This is a genomic window from Calditerrivibrio sp., assembly GCA_026415135.1.
Classification (GTDB): Bacteria; Chrysiogenota; Deferribacteres; order Deferribacterales; family Calditerrivibrionaceae; genus Calditerrivibrio.
This window is the reverse complement of record JAOAHS010000027.1, coordinates 1-14729: the sequence shown is the minus strand read 5'-3', so window position 1 is coordinate 14729 and position 14729 is coordinate 1. Positions and strand designations below refer to the sequence as shown.

General features: G+C 34.9%; 17 protein-coding genes. 15 read left to right on the top strand and 2 right to left on the bottom strand.

Translation table 11 applies throughout. From position 1 onward, the window contains the following. The first annotated feature begins 1 nt into the window (after nucleotide 1). From ccsA to N3C60_04840, 9 genes are read left to right on the top strand one after another with little or no spacing between them, the layout of a single operon-like run. Nucleotides 2-661: a cytochrome c biogenesis protein CcsA gene (gene ccsA, locus N3C60_04880; protein MCX8084237.1), complete on the top strand. Its 660-nt coding sequence runs from the start codon at nucleotides 2-4 to the stop codon at nucleotides 659-661. Nucleotides 662-676: 15 nt separating this feature from the next. Beyond that, nucleotides 677-817: a CcmD family protein gene (locus N3C60_04875; GenBank protein ID MCX8084236.1), complete on the top strand. Its 141-nt coding sequence runs from the start codon at nucleotides 677-679 to the stop codon at nucleotides 815-817. Nucleotides 818-848: 31 nt separating this feature from the next. Beyond that, nucleotides 849-2051 (top strand): MFS transporter, encoded by a 1203-nt coding sequence (locus tag N3C60_04870; protein ID MCX8084235.1) that lies wholly within the window; start codon nucleotides 849-851, stop codon nucleotides 2049-2051. 56 nt (nucleotides 2052-2107) lie between these two features. After that, entirely contained in the window at nucleotides 2108-2596 is a 489-nt protein-coding gene (locus tag N3C60_04865; GenBank protein MCX8084234.1) for an HIT domain-containing protein, read from the top strand. 1 nt (nucleotide 2597) lies between these two features. Continuing rightward, on the top strand, nucleotides 2598-3257 hold the full coding sequence (locus N3C60_04860) for a class I SAM-dependent methyltransferase (protein ID MCX8084233.1): 660 nt from the start codon (nucleotides 2598-2600) through the stop codon (nucleotides 3255-3257). After that, the gene (locus N3C60_04855) at nucleotides 3241-3540 is read left to right on the top strand and encodes a LapA family protein (protein ID MCX8084232.1); all 300 of its coding nucleotides are present in this window, start codon (nucleotides 3241-3243) and stop codon (nucleotides 3538-3540) included. Before N3C60_04860 ends, N3C60_04855 begins: the two co-directional genes overlap by 17 nt. Then, nucleotides 3541-4539 (top strand): hypothetical protein, encoded by a 999-nt coding sequence (locus tag N3C60_04850; GenBank protein MCX8084231.1) that lies wholly within the window; start codon nucleotides 3541-3543, stop codon nucleotides 4537-4539. A gap of 4 nt (nucleotides 4540-4543) precedes the next feature. Beyond that, nucleotides 4544-7099, top strand: a complete 2556-nt coding sequence (mutS, locus tag N3C60_04845) for a DNA mismatch repair protein MutS (GenBank protein MCX8084230.1) — start codon at nucleotides 4544-4546, stop codon at nucleotides 7097-7099. Then, complete coding sequence (locus N3C60_04840; GenBank protein ID MCX8084229.1) at nucleotides 7092-7664, top strand: hypothetical protein; 573 nt, start codon at nucleotides 7092-7094, stop codon at nucleotides 7662-7664. Before mutS ends, N3C60_04840 begins: the two co-directional genes overlap by 8 nt. 2 nt (nucleotides 7665-7666) lie before the next feature. Here the strand turns inward: N3C60_04840 and N3C60_04835 are convergent, their stop codons facing one another. Beyond that, entirely contained in the window at nucleotides 7667-8029 is a 363-nt protein-coding gene (locus N3C60_04835; GenBank protein MCX8084228.1) for a hypothetical protein, read from the bottom strand. Between the two features lie 10 nt (nucleotides 8030-8039). After that, complete coding sequence (locus N3C60_04830; GenBank protein MCX8084227.1) at nucleotides 8040-8285, bottom strand: hypothetical protein; 246 nt, start codon at nucleotides 8283-8285, stop codon at nucleotides 8040-8042. A 79-nt stretch (nucleotides 8286-8364) separates the two neighbouring features. Here N3C60_04830 and N3C60_04825 point away from each other — a divergent pair, with 79 nt between their 5' ends. From N3C60_04825 to N3C60_04800, 6 genes are all read left to right on the top strand, one after another. Further along, nucleotides 8365-8862, top strand: coding sequence for a SprT-like domain-containing protein (locus tag N3C60_04825; GenBank protein ID MCX8084226.1), 498 nt, complete (start codon nucleotides 8365-8367; stop codon nucleotides 8860-8862). Further along, nucleotides 8862-9719, top strand: a complete 858-nt coding sequence (locus N3C60_04820; GenBank protein MCX8084225.1) for a hypothetical protein — start codon at nucleotides 8862-8864, stop codon at nucleotides 9717-9719. Before N3C60_04825 ends, N3C60_04820 begins: the two co-directional genes overlap by 1 nt. 41 nt (nucleotides 9720-9760) lie before the next feature. Further along, nucleotides 9761-10561 (top strand): PhnD/SsuA/transferrin family substrate-binding protein, encoded by an 801-nt coding sequence (locus N3C60_04815; protein MCX8084224.1) that lies wholly within the window; start codon nucleotides 9761-9763, stop codon nucleotides 10559-10561. Continuing rightward, a complete protein-coding gene (locus N3C60_04810; protein MCX8084223.1) occupies nucleotides 10558-12729 on the top strand; it encodes an ATP-binding protein in 2172 nt (723 codons plus the stop codon). The genes N3C60_04815 and N3C60_04810 overlap by 4 nt, the downstream gene beginning before the upstream one ends. A gap of 130 nt (nucleotides 12730-12859) precedes the next feature. Then, entirely contained in the window at nucleotides 12860-13045 is a 186-nt protein-coding gene (locus N3C60_04805; protein ID MCX8084222.1) for a DUF4139 domain-containing protein, read from the top strand. Between the two features lie 203 nt (nucleotides 13046-13248). Further along, nucleotides 13249-14729: hypothetical protein (locus N3C60_04800; protein MCX8084221.1), on the top strand; the 1481-nt coding region annotated here is incomplete at its 3' end.

The window sequence follows — 14729 nt, the reverse complement described above, 5'->3', positions numbered from 1 at the left end:
TATGGAAAAGATTGTTAAAAGTATTGATGTCTTAGCGGTTGTTTCTATTATTGTGGCGCTTTATTTTGCTTTTATCTATGCTCCCATGGAAGCGATTATGGGGGTTATCCAAAGGATATTTTATTTCCATGTTTCTTCAGCCTGGATAGCTTTTTTTGCTTTTTTTGTGACATTTGTTTGTAGTATTATTTTACTTGTTACAAACAATTACCTTTATGATGATATAGCAGAGTCCTCTGCAGAGATAGGCGTGATTTTTTGTACTATTGTCCTCATCACGGGTCCTATATGGGCCAAGCCGGCGTGGGGGACTTGGTGGACTTGGGATCCGAGGCTTACTACCACATTGATACTCTGGTTTATATATGTGGGTTATATAATGTTGAGAAAATTTGTGGATGAGGAGGATAAAAGGGCAAAGTTTTCTGCCGCTTTAGGGATTATAGGCTTTATAGATGTACCTATTGTTTTTTTATCCATACGGTGGTGGAGAACAATACATCCAAATGTTTTACAGGAAGGTGGTGGTGGACTTCATCCTGACATGAAAACTGCTCTTATTGTTTCAGTAGTGGCTTTTACGTTTCTTTATATTAGTATGCTTATAAAAAGGGTTAAGCTAAGTCTACTTACCAGAAAAATAAATTCATTAACCCATTAATATTTAGGAGTGTATATGAAAAATTTAGAGTTTCTTTTTGCTGCGTATACCGTTATATGGGTTCTGCTGGGGGCATATTTCTTTAGCCTAAATAAAAAGATTAAAAACTTACAGCACAAGATAGAACAATTGGAATCTGATAGGGATAGGGGATAGTATAAGTCTGGTACAATTGGATTAGAAGGTTATGAAAAATCGATTTTTCATGTTTTTTGTGATTATATCCATGTATTATCTTTCATATTTTTATAGGGTCTCCACTGCTGTTATCTCTCCCGATCTGATGAGAGATTTTGCCATTACGGCAGAGGCTCTTGGACTTTTGAGTGGATTTTATTTTTATACGTTTGCCGCTGCCCAGTTCCCTTTGGGGCCCATACTCGATAAATATGGCCCAAGAAGGACGGTGGTATTTTTCAGTATTTTTACCATAGTCGGTTCGTTGATGTTTGCGCTGTCTCCTACTTATATGTATGCCGTAATCGGTAGAGCATTGATCGGTTTGGGTGTATCGTGTGCTTATATGGCTACATTGAAATTTTTATCTATATGGTTTTCAAGGGATCAGTTTGGGACGATGTCTGCATTCTCTATGGCCATAGGGAATATAGGTGCATTAACAGCAACTGTACCCCTTGCCATACTAAGTAATTCCATTGGCTGGAGAAATTCGTTTGTTCTCATTACTTTTGTCACACTCATTTCGGCTATTTTAATATGGAAGTTTGTTGAAGATAAAGAACTACCCAGATCAGAACAGTCCAGTGAGAAGAAAGGTTTTCTTTTAATTTTGAGAAATAAGAATTTTTGGATTGTTGCTATAATGCAGTTCTTTTGGTTTGGTACCTTTGTGGGTATTCAGGGGTTATGGGGTGGACCATTTCTTATGGATGTGTTTGGGTTGACCAAGACAGAGGCTGGTAAAATAATCAGTATGATAGCCATAGGTTTTATATTTGGTGGGCCTTTTATGGGTTATATATCCGATAAAGTTTTCAGATCAAGGAAATGGGTTGTCATCGCAGGGCTTTCGATATTTATGCTCATTCTTGTGTTGCTAACAAAGACTAATGATTCTACAGCTAAACTAACCCTTTATTTACTGTTCTTTATATATGGATTTTTTGGGTCAGCGGGGATTATAGGATATTCCCATGCAAAGGAGCGCTTTCCGTTAAGCCAAGCTGGTACAGTTATGAGTTGGATAAACTTTTTTGCAATTTTTGGTGCTGCTGTTTTCCAGCATGTGATGGGTATGGTTTTAGATTTCTATGGAAAACAGAATGGAAAATACCCCATAGAGGCATACAAAGCTACTTTCTTTATCTGTATTGCAGGTATATTGATCTCCCTTATTCTCTATTTTTTAAGTGATGAAAAGGATAGCTGAGGGTTAACCTGGAATATATATTGAAAATCGGATTATAATAAAGTATAGGAGATATTATGGAAAAGATCTGGGCACCATGGAGAATGAGATATATTGATGGTTCCCATAAGGATGATGGTTGTATATTCTGTGAAAAACCGAAACAGAATAGCGATAAAGAAAACCTTATCGTCTATAGGGGGGAATATGCTTTTGCTATAATGAATCTTTTCCCTTATACAAATGGTCATACAATGGTTACACCTTATAGGCATACTGCTTTATTTGAGGATCTAACGGATAAAGAGGTTCTCGATATCCACAACGTGGCATCAAAGATAATGAAAGCTATAAAGAAAATAATGAATCCTGACGGATTTAATCTCGGCTACAATCTTGGTAGAACTGCTGGAGCTGGTATTGTGGATCATATACATTTCCATATTGTACCCAGATGGAATGGGGATACCAATTTTATGCCCGTTATTGCTGAAGTAAAGGTGATTTCCGAACATATAGAACAGACCTACGACAAGATTATTCAAGGGTTAACTTTGATAACGTGAAATGACCTCTAACCCCTTAAGGTATACCTATTTTAATAGCGGTAACCTATTCTCCATACATCAAAGGGAGCTACTTTTTTTTAAACTTCTCAAAGGGCTTTCTATACAGACATTCCAGGACAAAAAAATATTGGATATAGGCTGTGGTACAGGTGGTGAGCTTAGACGATTCATCCAGTATGGTGCAAAACCTGAAAATATTGTAGGCTTTGACTTGAATTATGGAAGGGTAAAAGAGGCCAAAGACATTTCACCCAATGTACTCTTTTTGAACTCGAATGCAGTAAATCTGCCATTTCCCGATGAGTCTTTCGATATTGTTAGCCAGTTTACGGTATTTTCCTCAATTTTATCTACACAAGAGAGGGAATTAGCTGCTAAAGAGATGAAACGTGTTTTAAAAAAGAAAGGGGTGATCGTTTTTTACGATTTCCACTTTTCAAATCCTAAAAATAAGCATATAAGACCAGTGAAAAGATCTGAGATTAAGCATTGGTTTGTAGGGTATGATATAAAGATGATCAGGACAACACTTTATCAGCCATTAAGGGAAAGGATTGCACCTTTTTCATGGCTTTTGTGTTATTTGCTCGAATCTGTTAAAATATTTAATACCCATTATATCTGTGTCATAAGGAGGAAAAATGAATCTAATCATTAATATCATAAAGATAATGCTACTTATTGTGGTTATAATCTTTTCTGCTATCAATATCCAATCGGTGGATCTTTACTATTTCATTGGTAAGGACCCAATTAAGATACCACTTTTTTTGTTGATAATACTGTCTTTTCTTATAGGATTTGTTGTTTCTTGGATTCTGTCCCTTAAAAGGTCTCTTAGGAAATTTATGGAGGTACAGTCGCTAAAATCAGAGTTGAAAAGGGCAAAGGAAGAGCTTACAAATCTTAAATCTGCTCCTTTAAAAAGGGAGGGGAAATAGATGTTTTTTGGGCATAATAAGAGCAAGTTAAACCGTATAGCTTTATACAAAAAGATCTTCGAAAATCAGTATGAAGAAGCCTTGTCTATATTGAAAAGGTTTTATGATGGTAAAGAGATACCGGATGATGATTATTTTTTGATGGGGGTATTGCTGAGGAAAATCGGAGATTATAACGGTGCTTTAAGTATCCAGAACAATCTTTTATCCTCAAGCGATAAAGGGGACATTGTGCCTATTCTACATGAGATTGTTCATGTTAAGATTGCTACAGGTGATATACGTTCGGCAGCAAACAATATCTCTGAGATTCTTAAAAATAGCGATGAACCAGCACTTAAAAAGCTTCTACCAGAGTTGTTATACACTCTTGGAGAGTATGAAGTGGCAGCAGATCATTTCAAAAATCAGAAAAGGGATGAGATGGCTTCCTATTGTTATTATATGAAGGCACAAAAATATAGACCAGATGATTCCGAGTATGGAAGCTATTTAATAAAGGCTATAAAACTAAATGAGTATCTAAGAACAGCATATATAGAGTTATCAAACTACTATTTTCTTACAAAAAGGGTAGGTAAAGGGCTTGATCTTTTAATAGAGTTTTTTTACAAAGATCTATCAAAGTCTTTGGATGATATCTATTTTCTGTTGGATAAGTTCAGTACCTTTGGGGAGAGAGCCCAGTTTGATACACTCCTTGAAAAACAGATATCAGCAAACTCCAGTAATCCTTTTTATTATATCTATCTCTCCGAACAATACTATACGAGTAGCCAGATAGACCAAAGTAGAGAGATACTTATAACCTATGGTAATACCCACGGTTTATCTAAGAACATCTTAAGGCAATACATAAGGGTAATAGGTGATAGTTTCTTGTTTGGCGCTATCGTGGAAGAGCATTTTTATAGATGTAAAGCATGCTTTACTACCTTTAAAAGCTATATACCTATTTGTTCGAACTGTAATCTCATAGATACACTGATACCTTTGTAGGGCTATGGAAGAAACCACAGTCAAGATAACTCCCATGTACAGCCAGTTTCTCCAAGAAAAAAAGAACTATCCCGATGCCATACTCTTTTTTAGGATGGGGGATTTTTATGAAATGTTTGGTGAAGATGCTAAAATAGCCTCAAAGATATTGAACATTGCCCTAACAGCCAGGAACAAGAATGAAGAAAACCCTATTCCGATGTGTGGAGTGCCGTATCACTCCTATTTACCCTATTTGAAAAAACTGGTGGATGCTGGATACAAGGTGGCTATCTGTGAACAGTTGGAAGATCCCAAATCTGCAAAAGGAATTGTAAAAAGGGGGGTTGTAAGGGTAGTTACACCTGGAACAATTATAGAGGATGATATAATAACTGGCAACGACTACAACTTTATACTATCCTGTGAAAAGGAAAAAGACCTATTCTATGCAGTAGTGGCAGATACATCCACAGGTGATACTTTTATAGTGAAGTCTATTTCATTGGATGATATCATTGCAAAATATAGTCCAAAAGAGATTATAACTTCTGGTGAACTTGGTATAAATAGACATTTGACCCTACTTACTTACCGGGCAAATTATGATTACATGGTTGAAAAGATATCTAATTACTATCAGGTTTCCTCTCTTAATGCTCTTGGGGTCACAGATTGGCAGTTGGTCAAGCCGATCTATAACTTGATAAGGTATATAGAGGATAACTTCCTTGATATAAAACTTAAGTTACCGAATACCGATCCTTTGGAGAATCAGCTTTATCTGGATGCAGTTGCCATAAAGACCCTCGAATTGGTGGAGAGTAGCGATCCTGCAGGTAAAAACTCATTGTTTGATGCCCTAAATTTTTGTAAAACACCTATGGGTGAAAGATTGCTTAAGTTAAGGATAGTCACACCCTTGAGGGACCTTGGGGAGATAAGGAGACGTCAGGAATGGATAGAGTTTTTTGTCAACAACAGTGAAATTTCCCGCAGTTTGATGGAGGTATTGGATGATATTGGTGATTTAGAAAGGGTGATAACCCGAATAACAGCGAAAAAAGGGACACCAAAGGATCTTATTTCGCTAAAAAACTCCCTCCAGCCTTTACCAAAGATTAAAGAGATTTTGTCCAATGCCTTGTCACCATTTATATCTGAATTTTTAGCATCGTTTGATGTTTTGCAAGATGTTTATGAGACGATAGCTGTATCCATAAACGATGATCCCCCTTATAACATGAAGGAATGTGGGATAATAAAGGATGGGTATTCCAAAGAGATAGATGAGCTTAGGAGAGTCCAAAAGAACAGCCAGCAGTTACTTCTCAAAATTGAAACGGAGGAGAAGGAAAAAACTGGCATAAGTACTCTAAAGGTTAGATACAATAGAGTATTTGGGTATTATATAGAGATATCGAAGGGGCAGATAAATAAAGTACCTGACTATTTTGAAAGGCGACAGACGCTGGTTAATGCGGAGCGATTCACCACGAAGGAGTTAAAGGAACTCGAGGAAAAGATCCTTACAGCCGAGGAGAGACTTCTGGATCTCGAGCATGAAGTTTTTTGTAGTATAAGGGATAAGGTGGCTTTGCAATCGGAGAGGATAAGGGGAACAGCCCACAGTATAGCGGAACTTGATTTTTTTACCTCTGCAGCATTTTGTGCGGAAAAGTATGGTTATGTGAAACCTGATTTGGGTGATTATGACGAAATTCAGATTATAGATGGTAGGCATTCTGTTATTGAGCGGAAATTGAAAGATAGCTTTGTCCCAAATGATCTGTTTATGGATAATCATACAAATAGATTACTAATCATAACAGGGCCTAATATGTCTGGAAAAAGTACCTATTTGAGGACTATGGCCCTTATCTGCCTGATGGCACACACTGGTATCTTTGTACCGGCAAAAAGGGCTAAGATCGGACTCATCGATAGGATTTTTACCCGTGTGGGGGCAAATGACAACCTGGCAAGGGGTGAATCAACCTTTATGGTGGAGATGATTGAGACTGCAAATATACTGAAAAATGCAACTGATAGGTCTTTGATAATACTTGATGAGGTAGGTAGAGGCACATCCACTTTTGATGGGCTTTCCATAGCATGGTCAGTGGCTGAGTATATTGCAGAAACGATTAAAGCTAAGACCCTCTTTGCAACCCATTACCATGAGTTGACCGAACTCCAATCCTGCACCAGTGGTGTGAAAAACTATACTACCCTCGTAAGAGAGTGGAAGAATGAGATTATCTTTATGCGTAAAATTATAGAAGGTGTAGCTGACAAAAGTTACGGGATATATGTTGCAAAATTAGCTGGACTACCTGGTTCGATTATAAAGCGGGCTGAGGAGGTCCTTGATATCCTTGAAAAACATGAGATATCAATAGATGGCTCTTTTATTATAGGTAAGAAGAAAAAATCGTTTGAAAGGACAGTTATACAGCCCATGTTGGTATTTGAGGATCATCCTATTTTGGAAGAACTAAAGGCGATTAATCCAGATGAACTTACACCAAAACAGGCTCTGGAGATACTTTATAGATTGAGGGAGAGATTAAATGGATAGGGTTATATTGCTATATATGATAGAAAGACCGATCTTTTCTGTATCTTTTATCATCTCTTCGGTACCTTTATGGTTTGCAATAGTTTACCCCATTGAAAAATCCTTAGATATTGTATTTGGGATTCTGTTTATTTTATTGGTGTTATTATCGAAAATTTATATACAGGCTGAACCCACCGGGGTAAACCCCTTTTTACTTTTATTTAATACCATTATAAGATCAGCTATTAACGTATCGTTACAAATCTCGTTGCTTTTTGTGATAGTTATACTGATGGTTTTTTGGCTTATTGAGGATATTACGGTTGTTGCCATTTTTTCATTTATAGGGGTTGCTTTGATATTTTCTATAATCGTTTTTGGAAGAAGTAATAACCTTCAAATGATATTGGGTTTTAGGACAGTAAGGGATAGTAGGAGAAACTTATTGATGGGCCTTTTTTATAATTTATTGTGGATCGTTATCCTATTTACCGATGACAGTCTTTTAATTGTTATGGGTGTGGTCATTGCTATCTACTTTCACTATAAAGATTTTTCAAAAGAGATGGAAAGTATTGTTTGAGATTATTTTTCTTTGGCTCTTTTTATAATTAAATCCCTCATGATTCCAGCCATTTTTTCGGGTTTTATGCCGAGTTTCTGGGCTCTTTCTTCGATTATCTCCACCAGTTGTTTTTTAAAATTTTTGTCTATGGCACATGGTATTGACATGGTTGTATTGCACTTACAGTTTCTAAAAGCAAGAACATCATATATATCTGAAAGATGAACTACCATAAAATTTTCATCTGGAACATGATTAGGAATTTCTGTGTTCATTATGAAATCTCTAAAGTCGTTAAAGATCTTTCCACAGCAGGGGCATTTTTTAGGAAATATAGTGTTAACCTCTTCAATGATACGGTCGATTATAGCTATGTCATCCATAAGGCAATTGTTAAAACTTTTTTATGGGGTGAAAGGCTTTGGACAATGGTAGCGGCTCATTTAGCTTTTCCAGCTCATGTTTGGTTAAAATCTTTTCCTGAGTTAGTTTACCATTTGAATCAAAAACCCTTAGCTTAAACCTATCAACAGAAGAGGAGTTTAAAAAAGAAAGGAACATAAAAATCACCACAACTACAAAAGCAGCATACCAATAAGGCATGTATATGCCACCAAAAAATCTGCTTAATTTTTTCATAAATTTAAAATAACATACTAATCTGAAATAATCAATAAAAATGTTGATTTTCTATAATTGTTGTAATAAAAATTTTTAGATGATGAAGATTTTAGAACATAAAATATTAGAGATATGTAGATCAGTGCAACGTCTATTTGGGTTCTGGTTGCTGGACGAGGTGGTAATAAATTTCAATTTAAAAGGTAGATCCGCAGGTAAATATATACCTGCAAGATCCGAAATCAGGCTAAATGCTGAGCTATTGGAGAGATACCCTGAAATAGTTGCTAATGACATATTGATCCATGAGGTTGCCCATCATATAGTTTTTAGATTGTATAAAAAGAGTGTAAAGCCTCATGGTGCTGAATGGAAGGAGATATGCCGCAAGCTTGATTATGAGCCGAGGGTATACCACGATCTGCCGGTAAAAAACTCAAAGGTTTTTAAAAGAGATTATATTTATGGTTGTAAATGTATGCAATACCGTTTTACATCTATTAGACATAACAAGGCCCAAAGGGGTATTGTTTATTATTGTAAAAAGTGTCAAAATAGATTAAGGTTTGTCAAAATAGACAAGGTTGAGTGCTGATGTATCGATATCTGTTTGTAGCATTTTTACTGGTTTTTTTAAGTACTGGTTGTGGCAAGAAGTTAGATCCGAGGCCAAAGGATTCCATAATTATCCCTGCTCCCAATCTAATTGTTTTAGAAAACACTGATGAGGGGATACTGATAAAAAATGCTGAGGAGTACAACGTATTTGTGGAAAAGTCTTCGATAGATGATCTAAAGTGTGCTGATGATTTTAGATTTTTGATCAAGATCCCTTCAGGGGGAGAGTTTTTGGATAAAAATGTTACCGAAGCCCATAGCTATGTGTATAGATTTACCAATGTGGATGAAGAGATTGGTGTGGAATCTATTTTTAGAGCGAAAAGTATTTTATACTCAAAGCCCATTTCTGTGAAAAATCTTGTAATCAATCCTAAGCCAACTGGAGAGGCAATACTCAATATATTTTTTGATAGGGAACCGCGAGGGTATCTATTAAAGGTAAACAATAAGGAGTTAGGGAGATTCAATAGGGATAATATTACAATATTATTAGAGGATAAAGAGGAGAATGAGATAGTGATTACTCCGTATGATCAATACAATAATTTAGGTAAAACAAAAAGGGTTTTATATAAAAATCCCAGGATATATTTTATTACACCTCCTGATGTAGTTCGTAGTATTACAAACGATGATTTCTTCCTTGTTAATTGGGATGATGTTCCTTATGCGAAAGGGTACAGGGTGTATAATGATAAGGAACTGATTTTGGCGGAAACAATGGTACCTTATCTGAAGATAAAAGCTGTTGATACATGTCAGGAGATATATATCGCTTCTTTTAATGATGAGGTTGAGTCAGAGAAAAGAGTGTTTAAAGTTTGTCGCTAAGATGGTATAATCAAGTAAAAGGATTTTTTATGGAGGTTTTTATGAGGATAATAAAAGTTTTCATGTTTATTATATTATTCCAATCTTTTCTGTATGCGGAGTGTACTTTGAAGATGGGTGTTTTCCCTTATACCAATCCCCAAAAGATAGCTAATGATTACTCTTATATAGCAAACAATATAAGTAAATATACAGGCTGTCAGGTTTTGGTGCACAGTGCTAAAGATCATGATGATTATATGTTAAAAGCTAAGGGGATGGAATATGATATACTTGTGCCTTGTACAAGCTGTTTTGTTGCTTTGATTAAAAATAATGTTAAGTTAGAGGTGTTGGCTACAGGACATCCATCTTTTAAAGGTGCTGTAATTGTAAGAAGCGACTCTGATATAACGGACATCAAACAGATCAAAGGGAAAAAGGTTGCTGCTGTTGGGAAATATTCTTTTGGTGGTTTTACATTTTTAAAATTAAAGCTTGCAACAATGGGTATAGATATTGAGAAGGAGAACACAGTTGTTTTTCTTGGTAGTACGGACAACATCATCATGTCGGTATTAAATGGTAAAGTGGATGTGGGTATCACGAGGCTTGATGTCCTTGATGAACAGATCTATAGGGATGCCAGAAAACAATTAAAGATAATATATGAAAGCTCACCAATCCCCCACTTCCCTTTTGCTGTGCCATCAACTATGAATAGTGAACTGAAATCAAAGATACTAAAAGCCCTCATTGAATACACGCCACCTACTGATGGGTGTAGGTTGGGGTTTACTAAAATAGTTAAGAGCTCCAACGAGGAGTACCTGAAATTTGCAAAGGAATATAATTTAAAATGAGCCTTTTTTTAAAACTTAGACTTAAGAACCAATTTATCATCTATTTTATTTTTTTTACTGTGTTAATAATTCTTTCTACATCGTACTTTTATGTTAATAAGTATAAGGAAGATATCAATAATGTGTTTGATAAATATGGTCAGAATATACTTGAAAATAGTATACCACTACTATTCAATTACATTTTGGTGGAGGATTATTACAGAATACAGGAAACTTTGAATCACCTTAGAAAAAACAAAGATATAGATAGGATATCACTTGTCGATACTAAGGGGAAGATTATAGCTGATACGGATATATCTAAATTAGGTTTAAAGTTTGAAGGCATACAACATGAGGATTTGGCGCTTTTTAAGAAAGAGTTACGGGTGAATAATCTAAACTATGGCACCATTTATCTATATCTAAATAAATCTAAAATAAGGGATGAAATTAGTCTTCTTTATGGGAATGTGATCGTATTTGTAGTTTTTTTCTCAGTTGCTGCTATTTTTATAGGGACAGTTATATCCACGCTACTTACAAAACCTTTAAATAATTTTCTAAACCTCATTGAAACATTTAAAACTAAAAGATACATTCCATCTTCTGAAAATATAATAGCTCCCAGAGAGATAGCAGTAATCTACTCAGACTTTTATGATATGATGAGGCTCATCGAAGAAAGGGAGGCATCATTAAATATAGCTATGCTGGATTTGAAAAATATTAAAGATTTTATACAGCAGATAGTAGATTCTCTACCCATCTCTTTAGTTACAGTTAATAGTAAACTGGTGATCACTTTTTACAATTCAAAGTTTCTTAATCTTTTTGGGCTACAAGGTGATCTTGTGAATAAAAATCTTGCAGATGTACTTCAAAACCAAGATTTTGATGATATTTATAAGATTATCAAGGAAAGTAAAGAAGCTTTTTATCGTAGGATGAAGCTGAGTACCCATCCAAACTCTTTCTTTGATATCACCCTTTTTAAAATAGAAACGTTACAAGGAATAAATATTGGTATCTCTATTGAAGATGTCACCGAAGAGGTGGAGAAAGATAACATTATCTTCCATACTCAAAAGATGGATTCCCTTGGGGTGTTAGCAGGTGGTATTGCCCACGATATCAATAATGTTCTTGCTGCTATAAAAAACTCCCTTTCTGTATTAAAAATGATGAATTGTCCTGAAAATACTAAACCTATTTTAGATACAATGGAGAAATCTGTCTATAGAGCTTCAAATATTGTAAAACAGATTCTTTCATTTACCAGAAAACAGGAGTTGAAAATAAATATATTTAGTTTAAACAATGTCATAAAGGATATTTTATCAATTCTACAAAATACTGCAGATAAGTCGATAGAAATAGAGGCTAATATAATGGATGAGGAGCTGGAAATTTTAGGGGATGAAAATCAGATTGAGCAGGCTTTACTCAATATATGTATAAACGGCTGCCATTCTATGACCATTATGAGAAGTGATGGTAAAAAAGGTGGTAAGCTATCGATAGATGTAGTAAAAGTATCGAAGGATAATCAGGGGTTTGCCAAAATATCTATTTCAGACACAGGTGTTGGGATCCCAAGAGAGATATTGGATAAGATATTTGATCCCTTTTTTACCACTAAGAAAGCCGGTGAAGGTACAGGGCTTGGTCTATCAATAGTTGATCGTATCATAAGGGATCACAACGGGAGCATAACTGTAAGATCGGAAGTGAACATGGGTACAACGGTGGATATACTTTTACCCATTAGTCAGTTGCATTCTTTGAAAATTGAGTCTGATAAGAATTTGCAGGAAAGGTTTGATATAACAGCTCTTTTGGTGGATGATGATAATTTGGTTGTAGAGTCAAATATTCAACTGCTAAATTCTTTGGGCATAAATACCATATCAATAAGCTCCCCTTTGGAGGCAATAGATATTTTTGAAGGGAACAAAGATAAAATAGATGTATGCCTTATAGATATAATGATGCCAAAGATGTCTGGTATAGAGCTTTCTGAAATGCTTCTAAAGATAAAACCAGATCTTAAGATTGTGCTGCTTTCCGGTTTTTTCAAGGATCCTACCATAGAGACTTTTATAAAAGAAAAAGGTCTTCATTTTCTTCAGAAACCCTTTTCAGTGGATGAACTGGTAAGTGTTTTGAAAAAGATATACTCTTAAAAAACTATTTAAGCGCTACCATTATTTCAAAGCTTAGGCATTCCCAGTTGGAATGGTGTGGGATAAATTTATTCCTTAAGTTTTATTATTTATAATTTTTGCTATACTTATAGTAGAGGCTATAAATTTAATGGTACTTGTTTTCACAATCAAAATTGTTGTTTATGGCTTTTTAAATTTGGGGATTGTGTCAAAGACTGAAAAGATAGTGTATGAGTATGAGATAACTATGAAGAATGGCAAAACAAAGGATATAAACCTTGTAGTAAAAGATAACTGTCCGGTTTCTCTAAACGAACGGATAAAGGTCCAGTGAGAAGCACCATCAGAAAAAGAAGTAAAGATCTCAAAAGATGGTATAATAAATGGAAGATTAAGGTAGAGCCAAAGGCTACAAAAAACTAACCTTAAATTTTAATATCGAATATCCGAAGGGGTTAAGGATTAGTGGGGTTGAGTGATGAGAGGTTAGTTTAAAGAAATGAAGTATATAATAATTCTTTACAAAAGGGAAGAAAAATGCAACTACGACAAAAATTAATAATAATCATATTACTTATACTCATCAATAATTTATTAACAGCTGCTGAAAACCCTGAAATTATCGTTCAGATTGGTCATTCAAGCTCTATTAAAGCCATAACTTCTGATGGTTATAAAATAGCTTCAGTAAGCTCAGATGATTGGAAAGGAAAAGGGAATATTCAAATAAAGATATGGGATATCTCCACAGGAAGATTGCAAAAAGAAATCAATATTATTGAGGAAACTAATTTTGATAATATAGCAATTTTTTTCTTAAAAGATCAGAATGAGTTACTTTTATTGGGTGATAAAAGAAAAATTGGGATAAGTTTTTTGACAATAGATATTGAATCTGGCAGTGTAGTAAGAAAACTGCAGATGCCTTACGAAGATTTTCTCAAGAAATTAGAAGAGATTATTCGGGTTAAATATATAAAAGAAAGTTCATTACCAATAGAATCGGTTTTTTATTTAACATCAGAAAAAATAAAAATGGTTAGAGATTTTGGATTAGTTATGATTTTGCATGAAAAATTAATTGAGGATTTTTTGGTTTCAATGGGACATAAATTATTTGCCGTTGATTATTTGAAAAGTGAGTATAGATTTGGAGATATTGTTGTTTCTAAGATGGAAAGTAAGAATTTAAAAATAAAAACATCATCCGGGCTTGTTGAATTAAGCCCCATATCGGTTTTTCCTCTTCCTATCATAACATTTGATAAGCGATATCTAATTGCTGTTAGCGGTGATTCTGATAGATTGTATAGACAAAAAATTGTTTGTTACGAAGTGGTTGCAAATGAAAAGAAAGAATTTGGGGATTCTGCTATCAGACAAGAATGGTTATTAAAAGGAGATTTCGATAAATACCTGGTCTCTTATGATTATTTTGATAATACTAGCTTTTCTGTTTGGGATATAGAAAATGCCTCATATGTCTCTTCTGGGAAGGCTAATGAAATTCTCAAATATCTTAAGTTTGGCGAAAAGGATGATAAAGGTAATTTCATATTAACACAAAAGATAGTTAAATCAAAAAATCAAAAATTTTCTGCCCGAGTGTTACCTCTACATATAGCTCTATACAATGAAAAAGATAAAAAAGAGATCGCAAAATTTATTCTTTTCAGAGACTTTGAATGGATAGTTATTACTCCAGAAGGCTATTACAATGCCTCACCAAATGGAGAGAAATATCTAAATGTAAGGGTTGGCAATAATGTCTATAGCATCGAAAACTACAGGGAGGCTTTTTACAGACCTGACCTTGTAAAACTCGCACTCTCTGGACATTCCCTCAAAGACTACAAGACCATCGCAGATGTTAAACAACCTCCACTGGTTGAGATAATAGATACACCAAAAGAGGTAAGCTCAGATGAAGTCAAGGTTACCTTAAGGCTTATAGACACAGGTGGAGGTATTGGAGACATAAGGCTCTATCTTAATGAGAGTGCTATCTTACTTGACAG

Bases quoted from the DNA above. Each gene is read 5' to 3' on its own strand.
- ccsA (MCX8084237.1), top strand. From the start codon at position 2: ATGGAAAAGATTGTTAAAAGTATTGATGTCTTAGCGGTTGTTTCTATT.
- N3C60_04875 (MCX8084236.1), top strand. From the start codon at position 677: ATGAAAAATTTAGAGTTTCTTTTTGCTGCGTATACCGTTATATGGGTT.
- N3C60_04870 (MCX8084235.1), top strand. From the start codon at position 849: ATGAAAAATCGATTTTTCATGTTTTTTGTGATTATATCCATGTATTAT.
- N3C60_04865 (MCX8084234.1), top strand. From the start codon at position 2,108: ATGGAAAAGATCTGGGCACCATGGAGAATGAGATATATTGATGGTTCC.
- N3C60_04860 (MCX8084233.1), top strand. From the start codon at position 2,598: ATGACCTCTAACCCCTTAAGGTATACCTATTTTAATAGCGGTAACCTA.
- N3C60_04855 (MCX8084232.1), top strand. From the start codon at position 3,241: ATGAATCTAATCATTAATATCATAAAGATAATGCTACTTATTGTGGTT.
- N3C60_04850 (MCX8084231.1), top strand. From the start codon at position 3,541: ATGTTTTTTGGGCATAATAAGAGCAAGTTAAACCGTATAGCTTTATAC.
- mutS (MCX8084230.1), top strand. From the start codon at position 4,544: ATGGAAGAAACCACAGTCAAGATAACTCCCATGTACAGCCAGTTTCTC.
- N3C60_04840 (MCX8084229.1), top strand. From the start codon at position 7,092: ATGGATAGGGTTATATTGCTATATATGATAGAAAGACCGATCTTTTCT.
- N3C60_04835 (MCX8084228.1), bottom strand. From the start codon at position 8,029: ATGGATGACATAGCTATAATCGACCGTATCATTGAAGAGGTTAACACT.
- N3C60_04830 (MCX8084227.1), bottom strand. From the start codon at position 8,285: ATGAAAAAATTAAGCAGATTTTTTGGTGGCATATACATGCCTTATTGG.
- N3C60_04825 (MCX8084226.1), top strand. From the start codon at position 8,365: ATGATGAAGATTTTAGAACATAAAATATTAGAGATATGTAGATCAGTG.
- N3C60_04820 (MCX8084225.1), top strand. From the start codon at position 8,862: ATGTATCGATATCTGTTTGTAGCATTTTTACTGGTTTTTTTAAGTACT.
- N3C60_04815 (MCX8084224.1), top strand. From the start codon at position 9,761: ATGAGGATAATAAAAGTTTTCATGTTTATTATATTATTCCAATCTTTT.
- N3C60_04810 (MCX8084223.1), top strand. From the start codon at position 10,558: ATGAGCCTTTTTTTAAAACTTAGACTTAAGAACCAATTTATCATCTAT.
- N3C60_04805 (MCX8084222.1), top strand. From the start codon at position 12,860: ATGGTACTTGTTTTCACAATCAAAATTGTTGTTTATGGCTTTTTAAAT.